This window comes from Actinacidiphila sp. bgisy167, from assembly GCF_057707665.1.
The window spans coordinates 1-21,298 of sequence record NZ_JBYIQP010000030.1; the positions used below are offsets into that span (position 1 = coordinate 1).

Genomic DNA, 21,298 nt, shown 5'->3' on the forward strand with positions numbered 1-21,298 from the left:
TCTTTGTCAGTTCTTGGTGATCTGTTCGAGTTCAGCGAGGGCGGCCCGCTGGAGGGCGTCGAGCTCGGCGCAGCCGGCGACGGCGAGGTCGAGGAGGCTGTTGAGTTCCTTGCGGTCGAAGGGCTGGCCTTCGGCGGTGCCCTGGACTTCGACGAAGCGGCCGTCGCCGGTGCAGACGACGTTCATGTCGGTCTCGGCGCGGACGTCTTCCTCGTAGCAGAGGTCGAGCATGGGGACGCCGTCGATGATGCCGACGCTGACGGCTGCGACGGTGTCGCTGAGGGGCTGGGCCTTGGCGCGGACGAGTTTGCGGCCGTGCATCCAGGCGACGGCGTCGGCGAGGGCGACGTAGGCGCCGGTGATGGCCGCGGTGCGGGTGCCGCCGTCGGCCTGGAGGACGTCGCAGTCGAGGACGACGGTGTTCTCGCCGAGCGCCTTGTAGTCGATGACGGCGCGCAGGGAGCGGCCGATGAGGCGGGAGATCTCGTGCGTGCGGCCGCCGATCTTGCCGCGGACGGACTCGCGGTCGCCGCGGGTGTTGGTGGAGCGGGGCAGCATGGCGTACTCGGCGGTGACCCAGCCTTCGCCGCTGCCCTTGCGCCAGCGGGGGACGCCCTCGGTGACGGAGGCGGTGCAGAGGACCTTGGTGTCGCCGAAGGAGACCAGGACGGATCCTTCGGCGTGCTTGCTCCAGCCGCGCTGGATGGTGACGGGGCGGAGCTCTTCGGGGGTGCGGCCGTCGATACGAGACATGCCGTCGAGCCTAGTCGCAGCGCGGCGCGGGGCCCGTGCCGGTCCTGGAACGGGCCCCGTGCGGGTGAGGTCGGGGTGGTGGTCCGGCGGTCAGCGCCGGGTCACATCATGTCCTCGATGTCGGCGGCGATGGGGTCGGCGTCGGTGCCGATGACGACCTGGATGGCGGTGCCCATCTTGACGACGCCATGGGCTCCGGCGGCCTTGAGCGCGGCCTCGTCGACGAGCGAGGCGTCCTTGACCTCGGTGCGGAGACGGGTGATGCAGCCCTCGACCTCTTCGATGTTGTCGAGCCCGCCGAGCCCGGCGACGATCTTCTCTGCCTTGCTGGCCATCTGTACTCCTGGTTTGGTCGGCCGTTCGGTCCGATTTCACACGGTAATGCAGTGATGGAACGCCTTTGCGGGGATCCATGAGTGTCCCAGCCGCGCCGCAACTGGTCTACACCACACTACCGCCGGGAGGTGGCCCATGGGTTCGGACGCCTCCGCGGCCGCCCCGCGTCCGAGCCGGACGCGGGGCTCCGCGCTCTTCCAGGGACTGCAGAAGATGGGGCGCAGTCTGCAGCTGCCGATCGCGGTGCTGCCGGCGGCGGGCATCTTGAACCGGCTCGGCCAGGACGACGTCTTCGGCCCCGAGGGGCTGGGCTGGAACGCGGTGGCGAACGTCTTCGACGGCGCCGGCGGCGCGCTGCTGGACGGTTCGCTGGGGCTGCCGCTGCTGTTCGCGGTCGGCGTCGCCATCGGCATGGCGCGTAAGGCGGACGGCTCGACGGCGCTGGCGGCGGTGGCCGGCTACCTCGTCTACTACGGGGTGCTGCACCAGTTCCCGCAGGACTGCCCGAAGGGGACGGCCTTCCTGGCGACGAGCACCATCAGCGGGGCGTGCATCCCTCAGGGGACGCCCGCAGCCGCCATCCCGGCCGCGTACCAGAATCCGGGGGTGTTCGGCGGGATCGTCATCGGGCTGCTCACCGCGTTCTTCTGGCAGCGCTACCACCGCACGAAGCTGGTGGACTGGCTGGGCTTCTTCAACGGCCGCCGCCTGGTGCCGATCATCATGGCGTTCGTGGCGATCGCCTTCGCGGTGCTGTGCGTGTTCGTCTGGCCGCCGATCGGTGCGGGGCTCACCGCGTTCAGCCAGTGGCTCACGGACCTGGGCTCGTACGGGGCGGGGATCTTCGGTGTGGCGAACCGGGCGCTGCTGACGGTGGGGCTGCACCAGTTCCTCAATGTCTTCGTGTGGTTCCAGTTCGGCAGTTTCACCAAGCCGGACGGGACGGTGGTGCACGGGGACATCACCCGCTTCCTGCAGGGTGATCCGACGGCGGGGCAGTTCACCTCGGGGTTCTTCCCGATCATGATGTTCGCCCTCCCGGCCGCCGCGCTGGCGATCACGCACTGCGCCCGTCCGGCCCGCCGCAAGGAGGTGGGGGGCCTGATGCTGTCGGTGGCGCTGACCTCGTTCGTGACGGGCATCACGGAGCCGATCGAGTACTCGTTCCTCTTCGTGGCGCCGGCGCTGTACGCGATCCACACGGTGCTGACCGGGGTGTCCATGGCGGTGACGTGGGCCTTGGGCGTGCACGACGGTTTCGCGTTCTCGGCGGGGCTGATCGACTACGTCATCAACTGGAACCTGGCGACGAAGCCGTGGTTGATCGTCCCGATCGGGCTGGTTCTCGCGGCGGTGTACTACGCGGTCTTCCGCTTCGCGATCACCAGGTTCGACCTGGCGACTCCGGGGCGCGAACCGGAGGAGGTCGCGGAGGGGATGGAGCGGGACAACGTCAAGGCGTAGCAGGGGCGCCACGCTCTGGAGTGCGGTCTAGACCACACGCGAGGAGGCTTTCCCCGAACCTGCGGAGTACAGGTTAATACTGGTCTACACCACCAGGTGGTTCAGACCAGGAGGACCCCCATGACAACCGCCACCGCATCGGCGGCGCCCGCAGCGAAGAAGCGGGGCTCCGGCCTTTTCCAGGGCCTGCAGAAGGTCGGCCGCAGCCTGCAGCTGCCGATCGCCGTTCTGCCGGCGGCGGGACTCATGGTCCGTCTCGGCCAGGACGACGTCTTCGGCCCCAAGGGGCTGGGCTGGGACCACGTGGCTTCCGTCTTCGACAAGGCGGGTGGCGCGCTCACCGGCGCCCTGCCTCTGCTGTTCTGCGTCGGCGTCGCCATCGGCTTCGCCAAGAAGGCCGACGGCTCGACCGCCCTCGCGGCCGTCGTCGGCTTCCTCGTCTACAGCAAGGTGCTGGAGGCGTTCCCCGTCACGGAGGCCAAGGTCCAGGCCGGTGCGGACATCGCCGCGAAGTACAACGACCCCGGCGTCCTCGGCGGCATCATCATGGGTCTGCTCGCCGCCGTCCTGTGGCAGCGGTACCACCGCACCAAACTGGTCGATTGGCTCGGATTCTTCAACGGCCGCCGCCTGGTGCCGATCATCATGGCGTTCGTCGGCATCGTCGTAGGGGTCTTCTTCGGCCTGGTCTGGGAGCCCATCGGCAACGGCATCAGCCACTTCGGCGAGTGGATGACGAGTCTCGGGGCGGCCGGCGCCGGCCTGTTCGGGCTGGTCAACCGCGCGCTGATCCCGATCGGCATGCACCAGTTCGTCAACACGGTGGCCTGGTTCCAGCTGGGCGACTTCACCGACGCCGCCGGCAAGGTCGCGCACGGCGACTACGGCCGGTTCCTCGCGGGCGACCCCAGCGCAGGCATGTACATGTCCGGCTTCTTTCCGGTCATGATGTTCGCGCTCCCGGCGGCAGCCCTAGCGATCGCGCATTCCGCCCGCCCCGAGCGCCGCAAGGCCGTGCTGGGCATGATGACCTCGCTCGCGCTGACCTCGTTCGTCACGGGCGTCACCGAGCCGATCGAGTTCTCGTTCATGTTCGTCGCCCCGCTGCTGTACGTGGTGCACGCCGTCCTGACCGCCGTCTCCCTGGCCGTCACCTGGGCGCTGGGCGTGCACGCGGGCTTCAACTTCTCCGCCGGTCTGATCGACTACGCCCTCTACTGGAAGCTCGACACGAAACCCTGGCTGATCATCCCCATCGGCCTGGTGTTCGCGGTGATCTATTACGTGGTCTTCCGCTTCGCGATCACCAAGTTCAACCTCCCCACCCCAGGCCGCGAGCCGGAGGACGAGCTCGAGGACGCCGCCAAGGCGTAGCGCCCGGCACCGCTCAGGCCGAAGCCCCTGGAACCGCAGCTGCGGTTCCGGGGGCTTCGTGCCGTTCGGACAGGACCGGTCAGATCTCGTAGACCGCGCCGGCCTTCGCCACCTCGACGGGGCCGTCGTAGACCTCGCGGGCGTGCTCGAGGTTGATCTGCGGGTCGGTCCACGGCGGGATGTGGGTGAGCACCAAACGCCTGGCACCCGCGCGCTCGGCGTACTGGCCGGCCTGACGGCCGTTGAGGTGCAGGTCGGGGATGTCCTCCTTGCCGTGGGTGAAGGAGGACTCGCACAGGAACAGGTCGGTGCCCTCGGTGAGGGTGCGCAGCGCGTCGCACGGACCGGTATCACCCGAATAGGTGAGGGAGCGACCGGCGTGCTCGACACGGAAGCCGTACGCCTCGACGGGGTGGCTGACGACGTCGGCCGTGACGCTGAAGGGGCCGATGCGGAAGGTGCCGGGTTCGAGGGTGCGGAAGTCGAAGACCTCGCTCATGCACTTCTCGTCGGGCACGTCCCCGTACGCGCCGGCCAGCCGCCGCTCGGTGCCCGCCGGGCCGTAGACGGGGATGGCGTGGGCGGGGCCGCCCTCGTGGCGGTAGTAGCGCGCGACGAAGTACCCGCACATGTCGATGCAGTGGTCGGCGTGCAGATGGCTCAGGAGGATGGCGTCGAGGTCGTAGAGACCGCAGTGGCGCTGCAGCTCGCCGAGGGCGCCGTTGCCCATGTCGAGGAGCAGCCGGAAGCCGTCGGCCTCGATGAGGTAGCTCGAGCAGGCCGATTCCGCGGACGGGAACGAACCCGAGCAGCCGACGACGGTGAGCTTCATGTGCAGAAACCTCCGTGGATCGTTCCGGGGGTCTTGCGTTGGCGCGCCACGACGCCCCCCCGCTCCGCAGGGGGAGGGGGGAGGGGCGGGAGCGACCCGCCGTGTGTTCTTGAGCGTAAGGCGCACGGCGGGCGCGTGCTCCTTCGCGGAGCCCTGTTGTGGGCGGAATCACCAGTACGGCGCCCCCCGTCGCCGGGTGTCCGGCGGGCGGGGGCGCCGTGGGAGGGCGGCTCAGGCCCAGAGCTGGCCGTGCAGGGCTGCGACCGCTTCCTCGGTGGACGCGGCGGTGTAGATGCCGGTCGACAGGTACTTCCAGCCCCCGTCGGCGACGACGAACACGATGTCGGCGCGTTCTCCGGCGCGTTCGGCCTTGCGGGCCACGCCGAGGGCGGCGTGCAGGGCGGCTCCGGTGGAGACGCCGGCGAAGATGCCCTCCTGCTGGAGCAGTTCGCGGGTGCGGCGGACGGCGTCCTCGGAGCCGACGGAGAAGCGGGTGGTGAGGACGGACTCGTCGTACAGCTCGGGGATGAAGCCCTCGTCGAGGTTGCGCAGTCCGTAGACGAGGTCGTCGTAGCGGGGCTCGGCGGCGACGATCTGCACGCCGGGGACCTTTTCGCGCAGGTAGCGGCCGACGCCCATGAGGGTGCCGGTGGTGCCGAGACCGGCGACGAAGTGGGTGACGGAGGGGAGGTCGGCGAGGATCTCGGGACCGGTGCCTGAGTAGTGGGCGCCGGCGTTGTCGGGGTTGCCGTACTGGTAGAGCATCACCCAGTCGGGGTGCTGCTCCGCCAGTTCCTTGGCGACGCGGACGGCGGTGTTGGAGCCGCCGGCGGCCGGGGAGGGGATGATCTCGGCGCCCCACATCGTCAGCAGCTCGCGCCGTTCGGACGAGGTGTTCTCCGGCATGACGCAGACCATGCGGTAGCCCTTGAGCCGGGCGGCCATGGCGAGCGAGATGCCGGTGTTGCCGGAGGTGGGTTCGAGGATCGTGCAGCCGGGGGTGAGGCGTCCGGCGCGTTCGGCCTGCTCGATCATGTGCAGGGCCGGGCGGTCCTTGACGGAGCCGGTGGGGTTGCGGTCCTCCAGCTTGGCCCAGACGGAGACCTCGGCGGAGGGGAACAGGCGCGGCAGCCGTACCAGCGGGGTGTTGCCGACGGCTGCCAGCGGGCTGTCGTACCGCATCAGCGCGCGCCGCCGAGGTGGGCGCTCGGACCGCTGCCGCCGGCGACGGCGGGGAGGATCGTCACGCTGTCGCCGTCGGTGAGCTTGGTGGTGATGCCGTCAAGGAAGCGCACGTCCTCGTCGTTGAGGTAGACGTTCACGAAGCGCCGCAGCTCGCCGCCGTCGACGATGCGCTCGCGGATGCCGGCATGGCGGGTGTCGAGGTCGGCGAGGAGTTCGTCGAGGGTGCTGCCACTGCCTTCGACGGCCTTGGCGCCGCCGGTGTAGGTGCGGAGGATGGTCGGGATGCGGACCTCGATGGCCATGCGTCGGCTCCAAGGGTGCGTGAATACGGCGGGAAGGCGGGGGTGGCGCGCGGTGACGGCGCTCAGGCGCACGGACATGCCGCGCTGGCGAGGCGGCACAGGTCGACGTGCAGCCGCGCCACGAGCAGCGTGCCCGGCGCCTTGTCGCTCACGTCGAGGGAAACCATGGGGTCATCGTATCGATTCCCCCCGGGCCCGGGAGATGGGCGTCCCAGGATCCGGGACGCGCTGTCTCAGGCGTACGAGTCGACGACCTCGACGGGCTCTTCGGCGACATCGCCGTCCACGATGCGAAACGAGCGGAACTGGAAAGGGCCCGCGTCGTCGGTGTCGGCGGTGGAGACCAGCACGTAGTGGGCGCCGGGCTCGTTGGCGTAGGAGATGTCGGTGCGCGAGGGATAGGCCTCGGTGGCGGTGTGGGAGTGGTAGATGACCACCGGTTCCTCGTCGCGGTCGTCGAGTTCGCGGTAGAGCCCCAGCAGGTCGATGGAGTCGAACTCGTAGAAGGTGGGCGAGCGGGCCGCGTTGAGCATCGGGATGTGCCGCTCGGGCCGGTCGCTGCCGGCCGGGCCGGCGATCACGCCGCAGGCCTCGTCCGGGTGGTCGGCGCGCGCGTGGGCGACGAGTGCGTCGTACAGGGCGCGGGTGATGGTCAGCATGGTCGCCAGGATAGGTAAGGGGGTGGCCGTGCGGCACCCGCCCCCCGGAGGGGTCGGCTGCCGCGCCCTGCGGGGACCGGAGGGTTCACTCCTGGGCGAGGGCCGGTACCGGGTCGCCGGGGGTGCGCCGCTTGAGCAGGAGGTAGCCGGTGCCCAGCAGCGCCGACCAGACGGCCCAGACGTAGAGGCCGAGGCGGGTGTCCGGGTCGGTCGCCATCAGTCCGACGACGAAGAGCAGCGCGGCGATGGCGCACCAGTTGGTGACGGGGGCGCCGGGCATGCGGAAGTCGGAGGCGGGCAGCAGGCCGGCGCGGACTCTGGCGCGGTAGCGCAGGTGCGCGGCGAGGATCATGATCCAGGTCCACAGGCCGGCGCAGGTCGCGACGGAGGTGATGTAGACGAAGGCCTTGTCCGGGGAGACGACGTTGACGATCACGCCGATGCCCATGACGAGGGTCGACACGACGAGTGCGGGCAGCGGCAGCCGCCGTCCGCTGAGCTTCGCCACGGCCCGGGGCGCCTCGCCGTTGACGGCCAGGCCGCGCAGCATGCGGCCGGTGGAGTAGATGCCGGAGTTGCAGGACGACAGGGCGGCGGTGAGGACGACGAAGTTCATGATCCCGGCGGCGGCGGGGATGCCGACCCGGGCGAAGACCTGGACGAAGGGGCTGACGCCCGGGTCGTAGGTGGTCCAGGGGAAGACGGACAGCAGGACGACCAGCGTGCCGACATAGAAGACGCCGATGCGGACCGGGATGGTGTTGATCGCCTTGCGCAGGGTCGGCTTGGGGTCCTTGGCCTCGCCCGCGGTGGTGCCGACGAGTTCGACGCCGAGGTAGGCGAAGATCACGCCCTGCATGGCGAGCATGGCCTGCCAGGCGCCGTTGGGTGCGAAGCCGCCGTCGGCCCACAGGTGGGTGATGGAGGCGGTGTCGCCGGCGGCGGAGAAGCCGAAGGTCAGGACTCCGGCACCAATGACGATCATCGCGACGATCGCCGTGACCTTGATCGTCGAGAACCAGAACTCCAGCTCGCCGAAGATCCCGACCGAGACGAGGTTGGCGACGAACAGCGCCACGAGGGCGACCGCGGCGGTGGACCAGACCGGGACCGACGGCCACCAGAAGTTGATGTAGGCGCCCGCGACGGTGACCTCGGTCATGCAGACGGTGGCCCACAGGGCCCAGTACGACCAGCCCGTGGCGAAGCCGGCGAGGGGTCCGAAGAACTCGCGGGCGTGGTCGGCGAAACTGCCGGAGGAGGGGCGATGGGTGAGGAGTTCGCCGAGGGCCCGCATGATGAAGAAGATCACCAGGCCGGCGCCGGCGTAGCAGGCGATCAGGCTGGGCCCGATGGCGGCGATGCCCTTGCTGGACCCGTAGAAGAGGCCGGTGCCGATGGCGCCGCCGATCGCGATCATCTGCACCTGGCGGGCGCCGAGTCCGCGCCGGTAGCCCTCCTCCGGATCGGCTCCCGGGGCGCCGCCGCCGGATTCGTGCCGCTCGACCTGCGTCGAGGTCATGTCGCTGCGCCTTTCTCCCTGCCCGTCCGGCCGTGCGGGCCCGGGTCGGGTTCCGGTCCCCCCCGGGTGGTGCAGGTGCGCGCCGGGGCCGGCCGGGCGGGCGACCTGTCGCGACGGGGTGGCGTCGCGGCGGGTGGCCGAGCGTGTGGATCACGGGGGTGCGCGCCGGGCACGCAGCGCAAATGTGGCACACGGCACAGGGAGTTGCCGACCGAAGGTGCGCCGAATGGGGGTGCGGCCGGACTTCGCGGCCACCGGCCCCGGTGGCCCAGCCGACCCGGAGACGCGGCCGCCCCGGTGGCCCAGCCGACCTGGAGACGCGGCAGCCCCGGTGGCCCAGCCGACCCGGAGACGCGGCAGCCCCGGAGGTCCGGCCGACCCGGAGACGCGGCAGCCCCGGAGGCCCAGCCGACCCGGAGACGCGGCCGCCCCGGTGGCCCAGCCGACCCGGAGACGCGGCCGCCCCGGAGGCCCAGCCGACCCGGAGACGCGGCCGCCCCGGAGGCCCAGCCGACCCGGAGACGCGGCAGCCCCGGAGGCCCAGCCGACCTGCGGCACAGGCGCCCCTGGTCGAGGGGCGCCCCCGCGTCACGGCATGAGGGTCTCCACCAGGCTCTCCTGGAGCGCCCCGAGCCAGAGGTAGGCCATGACGAGCGGTTTGCGCGGGTCGGAGTCCGGCAGCCGGTACAGCTCGCTGTTCTCGTCGTCGCTGATCTCCAGCCGGGCGCCCATGGTCAGTCGCAGGTCGTTGAGGGCGCCGAGCCACTGGCGCGCCTGCCCGGCGTCGAGGGTCAGCACCGCTCCCCCGTCGCCGCCGGCGGTCAGCGCGTCGAGGCTGCGGACGACGGCGAGGGCGTCGTCGCGTTTGCGGGCGCGCAGGTCGTTCTCGGTGAAGCGGCGGAACTCCGAGGAGTCGGCCTCCTCCTCGTAGGCGTCCGGGAAGAGCCGGGCGAGCGCCGGGTCCTCGGGGGGCCGGGTGGGGCCCTCCGCGAAGAGCTCGGCCAGCGGGTCGGCGGGCTCGGCGGTGTCCGCGGCGCCGGGGCCGATCAGTTCCAGGAGCTGCACGGCCAGGCTGCGCAGGATGGAGATCTCGACCTCGTCGAGCGCGATGGCGGCGCCGCCTTCGGCAGCGGTCTGGAAGTAGCCGGGCATGTCGGTATCAGCCGTCCCTCAGGGGCTCGGTGGTCGTCTCGGTGGTCGTCCGGGTGTGTCGCGTCGGTGGTCCGGCGTCGCTGTCCCGCCTCGCGTCCCGCGGCCTCAGCGGTCCTGCGTGAGGGTGGCCCACAGCCCGTACCCGTGCATCGCCTGCACGTCGCGTTCCATCTCCTCGCGCGTGCCGCTGGACACCACGGCCCGGCCCTTGTGGTGCACGTCGAGCATGAGCTTGGTGGCCTTGTCCTTCGGGTAGCCGAAGTACGCCTGGAAGACGTAGGTCACGTAGCTCATCAGATTGACCGGGTCGTTGTGGACGACAGTCACCCAGGGAACGTCCGGGGACGGCACCTCGAAGGGGGCCTCGCTCGACTCGGTCCGCTCGATCTCTGCGGGGGCGACACTCACGTGACCCATGCTGTCACCAGACGGTGCCCGCAGGGAAACCGGCCCCCGGGAAATCGTCACTCTGACGAAATAGGGGTAGCATCCTCAGCCATGAGCACTGCAGACCTGGGGCTGCCTGTCATGGTCCCCTCCACCGCGCTGTTCACCGACCGGTACGAGCTGACCATGCTGCAGGCCGCGCTGCGCAGCGGCACCGCCCACCGGCGTTCGGTGTTCGAGGTGTTCACCCGCCGACTGCCCGAAGGGCGGCGCTACGGGGTGGTGTGCGGCACGGGCCGGGTACTGGACGCCGTGGAGAACTTCCGCTTCGACGGCGACATCCTGTCCTTCCTGGAACGGGAGCGGGTGGTGGACGGGCCCACCCTCGAGTGGCTGGCCGGGTACCGCTTCCGCGGCGACATCCACGGCTATCCCGAGGGCGAGGTGTACTTCCCCGGCTCACCGATCATGCGGATCGAGGGCACCTTCGCCGAGGCGGTGCTGCTGGAGACGGTGGTGCTGTCGATCCTCAACCACGACTCGGCGATCGCGGCCGCCGCCTCCCGGATGGCCGTGGCCGCCGCGGGCCGGCCGCTGATGGAGATGGGCGCACGCCGCACCCACGAACTGGCCGCGGTCGCGGCCTCCCGCGCGGCCTACGTCGGGGGCTTCGCCTCCTCCAGCAACCTGGCCGCCGGGTTCCGCTACGGCCTGCCGACCATCGGCACCAGCGCGCACGCCTTCACCCTGCTCCACGACGACGAGCGGGGCGCGTTCACCGCGCAGGTCGAGTCGCTCGGCCGCGGCACCACCTTGCTGGTCGACACCTTCGACGTGGCCACGGCCGTCCGGGCCGCCGTGGAGATCGCCGGCCCCGAACTCGGGGCCGTGCGCATCGATTCCGGGGACCTGCTGCTGCTCGCCCACCGGGTGCGGCAGCAATTGGACGATCTGGGGGCGCGCAAGACCCGCATCGTGGTGACCTCGGACCTGGACGAGTACGCCATCGCCTCGCTGGCCGCGGCGCCGGTCGACGCGTACGGGATCGGCACCTCCCTGGTGACCGGCAGCGGGCATCCGACCTGCTCGATGGTCTACAAGCTCGTCGCCCGCGCCGCCTCCGCCGACCCCGGCGCCCCCCTGGTGCCGGTCGCCAAGAAGTCGATGGGCGGCAAGACCAGCATCGGTGGGCGCAAGTGGGCGGCCCGGCGGGTGGACGCCGACGGCGTCGCCGAGGCCGAGGTGCTCGGCACCGGACCGGTACCCGGGCCGCTGGCGGACCGGCAGTTGCTGGTGCCGCTGGTGCTGGGCGGCGAGACCGTCGGCCGGGAGCCGCTGGACAGCGCCCGTGCCCGCCACATCGAGGCACGTGCCGCACTGCCGCTGTCGGCGACGCAGCTGTCGCGCGGCGAGCCGGTGCTGCCCACCGAGTACATCACCCACTGATCGCCGCAGGCGCCCTGCCGCGGCGGGGCGCCGCTCACTACAGTCGGTAAGGACGGGACGCCGACGAGAAAGGACCGGACGCCATGCACCGCGCACTGATCGTCGTGGACGTGCAGAACGACTTCTGCGAGGGCGGCAGCCTGCCCGTCGCCGGCGGCGCGGAGGTCGCCGCCGCCATCACCGACCTGGTCGGGGACGCCACCGCCGGCTACCGGCACGTGGTGGCCACCCGCGACCACCACGTCTCCCCGGGCGAGCACTTCTCCGATCACCCCGACTTCGTCCGCACCTGGCCGCACCACTGCGTCGCCGGCACCGAGGGCGCCGGCTTCCACCCGAACTTCGCGCCGGCGGTCGCCTCGGGCGCGGTGGAGGCGGTCTTCGACAAGGGCGCCTACGCGGGCGCCTACAGCGGTTTCGAGGGCGTCGACGAGAACGGCACCGGGCTGGCGCAGTGGCTGCGCCAGCGCGGGGTGTCCGAGGTCGACGTGGTCGGCATCGCCACCGACCACTGCGTGCGGGCGACCGCGCTGGACGCCGTGCGGGAGGGCTTCCGCACCCGGGTGCTGCTCGACCTGACGGCGGGCGTCATGCCGGAGACGACCGAGCGGGCGCTGGAGGAGCTGCGTACGGCCGGCGCCGAGCTGTCCGGCAAGCCGGTCGTCCGCGAACGGGCCTGACGGCCGCCCGAGGGGGGCGGACTTCCGCGGGCCGTATCCGGTTCAGCGGCGGACGGTCGGGCCGAGCAGTGCCGCGATGGACTGCCAGGGGGCGGCGGGCGCCGAGGGGATGCGGCGCCAGACGAGTCCCTCGGGGTGGTGGAGGACGGCGTTGATCTCGTCGGCCGTCGGGGGCTCCATGTTGCCGACGAGGCGGACGGCGCGAAAGCCGAGGTTGCGCAGGCGGGTCAGCGCGCGCTGCCGGTTGACCGCGACGACGAGCACCCTGATGTGCTCCTCCGCGGCTCCGCCGGGCGAGGGCAGCCGGAGGGCCACGACGACGTCGCCGCTGGGAAGCCTGGTGAACCCGCCGCTGGCCATAAGCACATGATCCGCAGATCGGCCCCCGTCCACCAGAGGGCGGGGGCCGATCAGGTCACTTCGCGCGGTGCGTGATCACTTCTTTCCGGAGGGGCCGACCTTGACGGTGACGGTGCTGCCGTCCTTGGCCTCGTGGAGGATCGTGATCCGGGTGTTGCTCGGGGTCGTATTCACGCTGCCCGTGGGGTTCTCCGCGGACCAGTAGGGGTTCCTGTCGTCGAAGACCGTGACTCCCGGCTGGCTCGCGACCTTGGTCGCGACGCCGTTCTTGTGCAGGGTCAGGGCGTCGGTGCGGGCCGCGGTGAAGGTGGCGTCGTAGGCCTGCACGCGGTTGCGCATGAGCGTGCCGTCGTTCCACTTCAGCGCCTTGGGGTGGGCGTCGATCGGCAGGATCCGGCCGGCACCCGGGTGGGCACTGACGTTGTTGTCCCGCATCGAGGTGTCCCACAGCCAGATCAGCAGGCCGTTCTGGTAGGCGTAGTGCTCGACCCAGTTCTCCTTGCTGGTGGCCCAGCCGAAGTTGTAGGGGCCGACCTTCAGGGTCTGGTCGTACGAGACGTACTGCCGGTTCTCCGCGATGTAGTACTGCGGGAACTCCTCGGAGTACGTGGCACCCTTGATCGTGAAGCCCTTGGCGGTCCACCCGTTGTCACCGGACTCCGCGCCGTCGCTGAAGACGGTCGCGCCGTCGGCGGTCAGGGTGATCGCGTCGGCGAGGAAGCCCTTCTGGGCCACGCCGCCGTCGGACTGGTAGCGGAAGCGGAGCTTGACCGACTGGCCGGCGTAGGCGTCCAGCGGGAACGCCATGTCCTGGTAGGAGGCCGCGGTGCCGGTCAGGGCGGGCTTGCCGCTGGCGTCGTGCGGGAGCGGGGCGCCGCCGATGGTGCCGTCGACGGCCGTCCAGGTGGCGCCGCCGTCGGTGGACACCTCGGTGTAGAGGTAGTCGTAGTCCGTCTCGATGTCGTACCAGCCCTTGAGGGACAGGCTCGCCGAGGTCTTGCCGGTGAGGTCGACATCGCGGGTGAGCGTGTTGCTCAGGTTGTCGCCGCTGCCGCTCCACCACTGCTTGGCGCCCTCGGCCGGGACGGCCAGTTCGCTCGTCACGCTCTTCGGCGGGAGCGCGACGATCAGGGCCTGCTTCCTGGCGGTGTTGTACTCGGCGACGCCCAGGGTGCTGAGGGAGGTCTTGCCTGCCGTGGCGAGGTCGTAGTTCAGCCAGCCCAGCTGCAGCTTGTCCCAGGCCGTCATGTCGCCGGGCCGGTCGCCGATGGCGTCCTTGCCGGTGCCGAGCCACGAACCGGACGACATCAGCGTCCAGAAGGCGGTGGAGTTCTCCGCCCTGTTGGTGGTGTCGTAGTGGTCCGGCAGACCGAGGTCGTGGCCGTACTCATGGGCGAAGACGCCGAGGCCGCCGTTCTCCGGCTGGACGGTGTAGTCGCCGACCCAGACGCCGGTGTCGCCGATCTGGGTGCCGCCGAGCAGGTTGCCCTGCGGGCCGGTCGAGCCCTGGTCGCTGCCGAACGCGTACCAGCGGTGGGCCCAGATCGCGTCCTCGCCCTGGGCGCCGCCGCCGGCGGACTCGTCCTCGCCGGCGTGCACGATCTGGAAGTGGTCGATGTAGCCGTCGGGCTCGTTGAAGTCGCCGTCGCCGTCGTAGTCGTAGCGGTCCCACTGGTCGTACTCGGCCAGCTTCGCCTTGATCTGGGCGGCGGTGTCACCGGCGGCCTTGCGCGCGTCGACCCACTTGTTCACCGCGTCCGCGACGAGGTACCAGGCGCAGTTGTCGCACTTGTTGCTGCCGTACCGGGCCTCGTTCCAGTCGACCTTGACCCAGTCGGCGACCTCGCCCGCGACCGAGTAGCGGCCGGAGGACTGCCTCTCGTAGTACGTGGCCACGGATTCATCACCCTTGGCCTTCGAGAAGTACAGGTCCTGGAAGTGCTGGCGGTTGTAGTCCGCCTGCCAGTCCGTGCTGTTGTCCGTGCTGCGGTCGGGCTCGGCTATCTCGTTGTGCACGGGACCGGGCGTTCCGCCGTACGCGGGGTCGGTCTTGGTCCCGAACTCGGCGAGGATCACGAAGATCTTGTCGGTCTTCTCGCGCGCGAGCTCGACGTACTTGTTCTTGCCGAGCTTCACGACGCCTGACGCGCCGCGGTCCTCGATCTTCGACTTGCCTGAGATGACCTGCTCGATCGCCTGCTGGCGCTGGGCGGACTGACGCTCGCTCAGCGGGCCCTTCAGATCGTGCTCGACGCGCTCCGCTCGCGCCGGGTCGTGCCGTACGACACGCCCGGTCTGCGGGTCGGCCTGGGCTGCCGCGACGGGGAAGGCTGTGGCGCCTATCGCGACGATCGCCACGGCCAGAGCGGCGGATCTGATGGTCCGTCGTTGGCTTATCACGATGTATGACCTCCCTGGGTGGGGGACATTGCATCGGAGTGGGGCCCAAAAAAACAGATCTTGACTTGTACATGACCGACGAGTACGGTGAGCGACCATTTGGTAGCACATAGCGGGCACATAGCGGACACCGCGGTCAGGACGCGCACGTTTCACCCCAACCCGCCATGGCCGATGGGAGGGTGATGCGACCGTGCGCCCCCCGTGCTCCACACCGTGGGTCAGGTCGCGCTTACCGGGTGTTCCGCGCGGGCATCTCGCAGCGTAGGGTCGATGGTCGGCGTGCCACTCCCGAACCGCCGTGAACCGGCCCTGGCCGAGGCTCCGCCACACACGACGCCTGAGGACGGATCAGCCATGCCGCGTCCCACCCCCGCTCAGCTGACGTACGGTTCGGCGACCGTGGTGCTCGCCACCCTCGCGATGCTGCTGCTCTCCGAGGCGAGATCGGGCGTGGCGGTGGTGGTCGTCGCCGCGGCGGGCCTGGCGCTCGGCGTCCTGGTCGCTGTGACGGCGGCGATCCCGCCCGCCGTGCGCCGCGCGAAGCGCGCGCGGCCCACCGAGCGGCACCCGGTCCCGCGGGCCCGCGTCCGGGGCACCACCGAAGGCCGCCTGGGCGGACACTCCTTGCGCCGCTGAGCACCGCCCCGCCTCCCCGCCGGACAACGACGGCCCCGGAGCGGACGCTCCGGGGCCGTCGTTGACGTCGGGGTCTGTCAGACCTTCACGACGACGGTCTTGGCCGCCTTGTCGTGCCAGCACTGACGGTACGGCTTGTCCCACAGGTGCCACAGGACGTTCAGCAGCGGCAGCAGAAAGCCCACGCAGGGGATCACGTTGCCGGCGACGCTGATACCGGCGTACGTACCGGCGCGGGCCCAGGCCGCGTTGCCCGGGACGCTGCCGTCGGCGAGCCGCGCCACGCGGATCTTCATGACCTTCTTGCCGATGGTCTGGCCGCTGGACTTCAGCATCAGCGCTTCGTACAGGAAGCTGGCGACACCGACGATGAGCGAGACCACGACCACCTTGCCGAGGTCGTCCGGGTCCGTGAAGGACGCGCCGAACGCCATGCTGAGGACGAAGGCGAGGACAAGGAAGATCGCCCCGTCGATGAGCCGGGCGACGAAGCGCTGGCCGCTTCCGGCCAGCGGGGGCATGCCCGCCAGGGCCGGGTCCGTCGGCATCTGGCCGTAGCCGGGCCCCTGCTGCGGATAGGCGTAAGGCGACTGTTGCTGCGGGAACGGCTGCTGGTCGTAAGGGTTCTGGCCCTGGGGGTACGGCTGCTGGCCGTACGGCTGCTCACCGTACGGGTTCTGGCCCCCCGAGCCGCCCTGCGGATAACCGTAGCCGGGCGGTTGATTCGAACTCATGGGACGAGTAAATCAGCCGGGCATGACGACGCATAGACGCCGGATGGTCACGGCCCTGCGACGATCACCCGAAGCCCGCCTCACCCCACGGAGACCACCACGGTTTGCCCCGCTTTGTCGTGCAGGCACTGGCGATACGGCTTGTCCCAGGTGCACCAGAGCACTTCGATGACCCAGAAGACCTCACCGCAGCACGGGACGATCGGCACCAGCGAGTAGACCGACTCCCGCTTCAGCGCCGCCGGGGCCGTCGGCTTGGCGCCGTCGGCGAGCATGCCGACGCGCACCCGCAACAGCTTCTTGCCGAGGCTCTGCCCGTACCGGGTGAGCATGAACACCTGGTAGGCCAGATAGACCACGGCGTAGATCACGCTCTGGGAGAACACCGCGCCGGTGGCGTTGTAGTCGTAGTTCCAGATCAGCCCGGTGAGGCCGTAGACGGGGATGCCGATGACGAGCGCGTCGACGATGCGTGCGGCCAGCCTGCGCCCCCGGTTCGCCAACGGGGGCATGCCCGCAAGGGGATCCGGCTCCCCCATGCCGTAGGAGCCGCTCGCGTACGGGTCGCCCCCACCGCCGTAGGCCGGCCGGTCGTAGGGCGAGCCGCCTGGTGCGGACGGGTACGGCGGCGGGTACGCCTGCCGCCCGGGCGGCGGCTGCTGCCCCGGGGGCTCCTGCCCGGGCTCCTGCCCGGGCGGCTGCTCACCGGGCAGGCCGCCGGGCGGTGACTGCCCGGCCGACGGCTGCGCGGGCCCGGACGGCTCCCGGGGCGGCTTGGCGTACGGGTCCTCGGGCTGGTCGGTGCTCATGTCCCGAGTGAAACCCGGACGATACGGCCGCGCCTCCGGCGGGGGCCGTTCGGGTGTCAGCGCTCGCGGGCCACGAAGGTGCGCGCCGCCTTGTCGTGCCAGCACTGCCGCCACGGCCGGTCGAACAGGCACCACGCCAGCCCCAGGAAGCCGACGACGAGCGCGTCCAGCACCGTACGGGTGAGCCACCGGCGCAGCGCCTGCCCGAAGCCCGGCTCGTACTGGCTCTCGATGTCCAGCACGCGCAGGCCGAGCAGCTTCTTGCCGAGGGTGCGGCCCCACTTTGCGGTGGGCAGCACCTCGTACAGCAGCCCGGTGACGAGCGCGACGGCGGCGACGATGCCCAGGTAGACGCCCGTCGTGCCGTCCACCAGCCAGACCGTCACCTCCTCGCCCGTCAGCCGGGCGGCGTCCACCTTGTCGCGCAGGTGCTCGTACGCCGCCGTCCCCAGCGGCATCGCGGCCGCCGCGACGACCGCGCCCACCACGACGGTGTCGATCAGCCGGGCCACCAGCCGCTTCCCGAGAGAGGCGGGGCGTGCCTGGTCCCGCGCGGAGGCGAACGGGTCGTCGGCGACCGGACGCCACGGTGCCGGGGTCGCGGACTCGCCGCCCTGCGAGGGGACCTGACGGGCCAGATCGTGCACCTGCTGCGCCCAGGGGACGGCCGCGGCCGGCTGCCGGGGCGCGGGGCTCTCGGCCGGCGCGGCAGCGGGGGCCTGGGGCGCGGGGGCCGGTGCCGCGGCGGCCCGGGGGGCGGGTGCGGGCGCGGCCGGTGCGGGAGCCGGGGCCGGTACGGGCGCGACGGCCTGTTCCGCACGTTCGGGGGCGCCCCACGACACACGGGGCGCGGGGTCCTGCCGGGCCAGGTCGGCGCCCCACGCCCGCTCCGGAGCGGCCTCCGCGAGGGGCTCCTGGGGCGCCGGCCGGGGCGGCAGTCCGGTGACGGTATCGGGTCCGCGTTCGGCCCGCGGCGCCCGCGGGTCCTCGTCCAGGAACATCGGCCCAGACTCCTCCAGCGCGGGGGTCCGCGGCGTCGCGACCGCCTGGGGGGTGTCCGGCACGGAGGGCGTGGGCGGCGGCGCGATGGCCGGTCCCGCCGCCGCCACGGCCGTGCCCGAGGGCGGCGCGAGGTCCTCGCCCGGCTGCGGCGCGGGGCGGCTCGTGCCGGGCACCCACGAGGACCCGTTCCAGTACCGGATGTAGCCCGGGATGGACGGGTCCGGGTAGTACCCGGGTCCGGGCATACTCCCGCCGCTGCTACCGGAGGTCATCCGTGACAACTCCCCTCACGACCGACACGCTCGACCAGCCCGCCGTCCCCCGGCGTGCAAGGAGGACACTAACGAAGAACGCGGCGGGCGGACGAAAGAAACGATCCACGGGCGATGATCGGCATTCCGGGGCAAATCCCGGCGGCCGAACCGATACGCTTCCGAACTGACGCCGCCTCGGACGGACGGGGGCACGCGCGCCGCGGAGTCGTGCGCGCGGCGGGGGCGGAAACGGGATCACCGTCGACAACCGGGCGCACCCCGTGCGGAGCGGACGCCGGCATTCCGTGTGTACCGCATGCATCTCGCGTGTGCCAGGCATTCGGGAAAAGTCCTTCCGATCGCCGGAACCCGCGTCATGGTGAGGGCCGTATGCGCTCTCTCCCGGTGCGGGCCCCGCGCGGCATCCGCCGCGCAGCGCCGCCAGGGGCCTTCGCGCCGAGGAAAGGACGACGAGATGCACACTGTGGTCGAACGCGAACTGGAGATGCACCTGGTGCTGTCGCCCGAGCGGAGCATCCCCGTACCGGCCATGCTGGCCTACCGGGCCGAGGATCCCTTCGCCGTGCACATCGCCTTCCACCTCGGCTCGGGCTCCCCGGTCAACTGGACTTTCGCCCGGGAGCTGCTGGTCGAGGGGGTGTTCCGGCCGAGCGGACACGGCGACGTGCGGATCTGGCCGACCAAGACGGACGGGCGCAGCGTGATCTGCATGGCCCTCAGCTCGCCGGACGGCACCGCGCTGCTGGAGGCGCCCTCGCACCCGGTGGCGGCGTGGCTGGAGCGCACGCTGCGGGCGGTGCCGCCGGGGACGGAGCTGGACCACCTGTCCATGGACGAGCGGCTGGACGAGCTGCTCGCCCCGGCCGCCGGCGAGGGCGGTCTCGACGAGCGCCGCCCGCGCGACCCGCGGCACGGCTCCGACGGACCGCCGGACGCCTGAGCGGCCGGACGCGCGTACACCCGCCCGAACCGCCGGACGCCCGACCGCCGGACGCCCGGGGCGAGGCCCGCGGGGCCCGGCGGCGGCCGCAGCGGCGGGCTCGGCGGCGGGCTCAGAACACCTTGCCCGGGTTGAGGATGCCGAGCGGGTCGAAGACGGCCTTGATGCCGCGCTGCATCTCCAGCCCCACCGGGCCGAGTTCGCGCGCCAGCCACTCGCGTTTGAGGACCCCGACGCCGTGCTCCCCGGTGATCGTGCCGCCGAGCTCCAGGCCGAGGGCCATGATCTCGTCGAAGGACTCGCGGGCCCGGCCGGACTCCTCCGGATCGGCGGCGTCGAAGCAGACCACGGGGTGGGTGTTGCCGTCCCCGGCGTGCGCGCACACCCCGATCGTCAGGTCGTGCTTGCGGGCGATCGCCGCGACCCCGTCCAGCATCGCGGCGAGCCTGCCGCGCGGCACGCACACGTCGTCGATCATCGTGGCCGTGGAGACCCGCTCCAGCGCGGGCAGCGCCAACCGCCGCGCCTGCAGCAGCATCTCGGACTCCGCCGCGTCCTCGGCGGGCACCACCTGCGTCGCCCCGGCGGCCGTGCACAACGCTCCCACCGCGGCCAGGTCGGCGGCGGGGTCGGGGGTGTCGAAGGCGGCGAGCAGCAGCGCCTCGGTGGACTCGGGCAGGCCCATGTTCGTCATCGTGTTGACGGCGCGCACGGTCGTGCCGTCCATCAGCTCCAGCAACGAGGGCACGTGCCCGCCGGCCATGATGTCGCAGACGGCCGCGCAGGCCTCCTCCGCCGAGGGGAACTCGGCCACCAGGGCCAGCTGGGCGGGCGGCGCGGGCTTGAGCGCCAGCACGGCCCGCACCACGATGCCGAGGCTGCCCTCGGAGCCGACGAACAGCCGGGTCAGGTCGTATCCGGCGACGCCCTTGGCGGTGCGCCGGCCGGTGCGCAGCAGCCGCCCGTCGGCCAGGACGACTTCCAGGCCGAGCACGTACTCGGCGGTGACCCCGTACTTGACACAGCACAGGCCTCCGGAGCCGGTGCCGATGTTGCCGCCGATGGTGCACTGCTCCCAACTGGAGGGGTCCGGTGGGTAGTACAGGCCCCGCTCGGCGACGGCGCGGGACAGGGCGGCGTTGACGACGCCCGGCTCGACGACCGCGACGCGGTCGACGGGGTCGATCTCCAGGACGCGGTCCATCCTGGTCAGGGAGAGCACGATGCAGCCGTCGGTGGCGTTGGCGGCGCCCGACAGGCCGGTACGGGCTCCTTGCGGCACGACGGGCACCCGCAGGGCCGTGGCGGTCCGCATGACGTGCTGGACCTGCTCCACGGTGCGCGGCAGAACGACCACCGCGGGCGCCCCTGAGGGGCAGAAGCTCGCCATGTCGTTCGCGTAGGAGGCGGTGACGTCGGGATCGACGAGGATGGCCTCGTCGGGGAGCCCGGCGCGCAGCCGGTCGATGAGATCGCCCATGCGTCCAGCTTCGCACCGCGCCGCCGCCCGGGGAAGATCGCGTCACGGGGCGGATCGGTTCCGGGGCGCGTTGCGGGTGTGCGTGAGTATCCGTACGGATGGTGGCCCGGGCACCACCCGGCGAGGATGACCGACGTGACGGAGACGACGGACAGGACGGGCACGACGGGCGCGACGGGCACGACGGGCGCGACGGGTGCCCGGGACGCGGAGCAGGTGCGGCGGCACGGGCGCAGGATCGTGGTGCGCTGCGTGTGGGCGGTCGTGCTGCTCGCCCCGCCGGTGGTGCTGTGGGTCATGGGCGCGGTGGACGCGGCGCGGCACGCGAGCCCCACGGACTGGGCCGGCAACCACCGCACCAAGGTGGCCCTGGAGAACGCGGCCGTGCTCATCGGGGGTCTGCCCGCGGCGGGTACGGTGGCCGGCGCGCTCGCCGGGGCGCTGCGGCGGCCGCCGCGCACGGGGCTGTGGGCGGCGACGGGGGCGGTGCTGGGGGCGCTGGCGTTGTGGGCGTTCGGCGCGTACGCGCTCGTGATGGCCTTCCGCCACTTCAGGCTCGTCTTCTGA

22 protein-coding genes and 1 pseudogene are annotated in these 21,298 nt (G+C 71.7%); 7 read left to right on the top strand and 16 right to left on the bottom strand.

Annotated elements, in window-relative coordinates:
- Positions 1-6: 6 nt before the first annotated feature.
- Both rph and AC3ET4_RS14425 read right to left on the bottom strand, forming a co-directional pair.
- Positions 7-753 carry a ribonuclease PH gene (gene rph / locus AC3ET4_RS14420; RefSeq protein WP_431949148.1) on the bottom strand — a complete coding sequence of 249 codons (747 nt, stop codon included), beginning with the start codon at positions 751-753 and terminating at the stop codon, positions 7-9.
- A 101-nt stretch (positions 754-854) separates the two neighbouring features.
- Positions 855-1,091: pseudogene (locus tag AC3ET4_RS14425) on the bottom strand (PTS sugar transporter subunit IIB); the annotation flags it as partial.
- Positions 1,092-1,224: 133 nt separating this feature from the next.
- On the opposite strand from AC3ET4_RS14425, the gene AC3ET4_RS14430 reads away from it, so the two are divergent.
- Positions 1,225-2,553, top strand: coding sequence for a PTS transporter subunit EIIC (locus AC3ET4_RS14430; protein WP_431949149.1), 1,329 nt, complete (start codon positions 1,225-1,227; stop codon positions 2,551-2,553).
- Between the two features lie 120 nt (positions 2,554-2,673).
- Complete coding sequence (locus AC3ET4_RS14435; RefSeq protein ID WP_431949150.1) at positions 2,674-3,927, top strand: PTS transporter subunit EIIC; 1,254 nt, start codon at positions 2,674-2,676, stop codon at positions 3,925-3,927.
- Positions 3,928-4,006: 79 nt separating this feature from the next.
- On the opposite strand, the gene AC3ET4_RS14440 is transcribed toward AC3ET4_RS14435, so the two are convergent.
- The 8 genes from AC3ET4_RS14440 to clpS form a co-directional block, all read right to left on the bottom strand.
- Complete coding sequence (locus tag AC3ET4_RS14440) at positions 4,007-4,759, bottom strand: MBL fold metallo-hydrolase (RefSeq protein ID WP_431949151.1); 753 nt, start codon at positions 4,757-4,759, stop codon at positions 4,007-4,009.
- A 231-nt stretch (positions 4,760-4,990) separates the two neighbouring features.
- Positions 4,991-5,941 (bottom strand): PLP-dependent cysteine synthase family protein, encoded by a 951-nt coding sequence (locus AC3ET4_RS14445; RefSeq protein WP_431949152.1) that lies wholly within the window; start codon positions 5,939-5,941, stop codon positions 4,991-4,993.
- Positions 5,941-6,246 (bottom strand): MoaD/ThiS family protein, encoded by a 306-nt coding sequence (locus AC3ET4_RS14450; protein ID WP_431949153.1) that lies wholly within the window; start codon positions 6,244-6,246, stop codon positions 5,941-5,943. The genes AC3ET4_RS14445 and AC3ET4_RS14450 overlap by 1 nt, the downstream gene beginning before the upstream one ends.
- Positions 6,247-6,308: 62 nt before the next feature.
- Positions 6,309-6,413 (bottom strand): putative leader peptide, encoded by a 105-nt coding sequence (locus AC3ET4_RS14455; protein WP_322975702.1) that lies wholly within the window; start codon positions 6,411-6,413, stop codon positions 6,309-6,311.
- Between the two features lie 66 nt (positions 6,414-6,479).
- Positions 6,480-6,905, bottom strand: coding sequence for a M67 family metallopeptidase (locus AC3ET4_RS14460; RefSeq protein ID WP_431949154.1), 426 nt, complete (start codon positions 6,903-6,905; stop codon positions 6,480-6,482).
- Between the two features lie 85 nt (positions 6,906-6,990).
- On the bottom strand, positions 6,991-8,427 hold the full coding sequence (locus AC3ET4_RS14465; protein WP_431949155.1) for an amino acid permease: 1,437 nt from the start codon (positions 8,425-8,427) through the stop codon (positions 6,991-6,993).
- Positions 8,428-9,015: 588 nt separating this feature from the next.
- On the bottom strand, positions 9,016-9,579 hold the full coding sequence (locus tag AC3ET4_RS14470) for a DUF2017 domain-containing protein (protein ID WP_431949156.1): 564 nt from the start codon (positions 9,577-9,579) through the stop codon (positions 9,016-9,018).
- Positions 9,580-9,684: 105 nt separating this feature from the next.
- Positions 9,685-9,996, bottom strand: a complete 312-nt coding sequence (gene clpS / locus AC3ET4_RS14475; protein ID WP_431949157.1) for an ATP-dependent Clp protease adapter ClpS — start codon at positions 9,994-9,996, stop codon at positions 9,685-9,687.
- A gap of 81 nt (positions 9,997-10,077) precedes the next feature.
- Here clpS and AC3ET4_RS14480 point away from each other — a divergent pair, with 81 nt between their 5' ends.
- Positions 10,078-11,412, top strand: a complete 1,335-nt coding sequence (locus AC3ET4_RS14480; protein ID WP_431949158.1) for a nicotinate phosphoribosyltransferase — start codon at positions 10,078-10,080, stop codon at positions 11,410-11,412.
- Between the two features lie 83 nt (positions 11,413-11,495).
- Positions 11,496-12,092, top strand: a complete 597-nt coding sequence (locus tag AC3ET4_RS14485) for an isochorismatase family protein (protein WP_431949160.1) — start codon at positions 11,496-11,498, stop codon at positions 12,090-12,092.
- Positions 12,093-12,134: 42 nt separating this feature from the next.
- On the opposite strand, the gene AC3ET4_RS14490 is transcribed toward AC3ET4_RS14485, so the two are convergent.
- Entirely contained in the window at positions 12,135-12,452 is a 318-nt protein-coding gene (locus AC3ET4_RS14490) for a hypothetical protein (RefSeq protein ID WP_431949162.1), read from the bottom strand.
- Between the two features lie 75 nt (positions 12,453-12,527).
- Positions 12,528-14,852 carry an immune inhibitor A domain-containing protein gene (locus tag AC3ET4_RS14495; protein ID WP_431949163.1) on the bottom strand — a complete coding sequence of 775 codons (2,325 nt, stop codon included), beginning with the start codon at positions 14,850-14,852 and terminating at the stop codon, positions 12,528-12,530.
- Positions 14,853-15,209: 357 nt separating this feature from the next.
- On the opposite strand from AC3ET4_RS14495, the gene AC3ET4_RS14500 reads away from it, so the two are divergent.
- The gene (locus tag AC3ET4_RS14500; RefSeq protein ID WP_431949165.1) at positions 15,210-15,491 is read left to right on the top strand and encodes a hypothetical protein; all 282 of its coding nucleotides are present in this window, start codon (positions 15,210-15,212) and stop codon (positions 15,489-15,491) included.
- 77 nt (positions 15,492-15,568) lie between these two features.
- Here the strand turns inward: AC3ET4_RS14500 and AC3ET4_RS14505 are convergent, their stop codons facing one another.
- The 3 genes from AC3ET4_RS14505 to AC3ET4_RS14515 form a co-directional block, all read right to left on the bottom strand.
- A complete protein-coding gene (locus AC3ET4_RS14505; protein WP_431949167.1) occupies positions 15,569-16,225 on the bottom strand; it encodes an RDD family protein in 657 nt (218 codons plus the stop codon).
- A gap of 80 nt (positions 16,226-16,305) precedes the next feature.
- Entirely contained in the window at positions 16,306-17,034 is a 729-nt protein-coding gene (locus AC3ET4_RS14510) for an RDD family protein (RefSeq protein WP_431949169.1), read from the bottom strand.
- 56 nt (positions 17,035-17,090) lie between these two features.
- Positions 17,091-18,308, bottom strand: a complete 1,218-nt coding sequence (locus AC3ET4_RS14515; protein WP_431949171.1) for an RDD family protein — start codon at positions 18,306-18,308, stop codon at positions 17,091-17,093.
- Between the two features lie 457 nt (positions 18,309-18,765).
- On the opposite strand from AC3ET4_RS14515, the gene AC3ET4_RS14520 reads away from it, so the two are divergent.
- The gene (locus AC3ET4_RS14520) at positions 18,766-19,251 is read left to right on the top strand and encodes an SsgA family sporulation/cell division regulator (protein WP_431949173.1); all 486 of its coding nucleotides are present in this window, start codon (positions 18,766-18,768) and stop codon (positions 19,249-19,251) included.
- A 112-nt stretch (positions 19,252-19,363) separates the two neighbouring features.
- Here the strand turns inward: AC3ET4_RS14520 and AC3ET4_RS14525 are convergent, their stop codons facing one another.
- A complete protein-coding gene (locus AC3ET4_RS14525) occupies positions 19,364-20,731 on the bottom strand; it encodes an FAD-binding oxidoreductase (RefSeq protein WP_431949175.1) in 1,368 nt (455 codons plus the stop codon).
- A gap of 135 nt (positions 20,732-20,866) precedes the next feature.
- Between AC3ET4_RS14525 and AC3ET4_RS14530 the strand changes: the two genes are divergently transcribed.
- Positions 20,867-21,298, top strand: coding sequence for a hypothetical protein (locus AC3ET4_RS14530; RefSeq protein ID WP_431949177.1), 432 nt, complete (start codon positions 20,867-20,869; stop codon positions 21,296-21,298).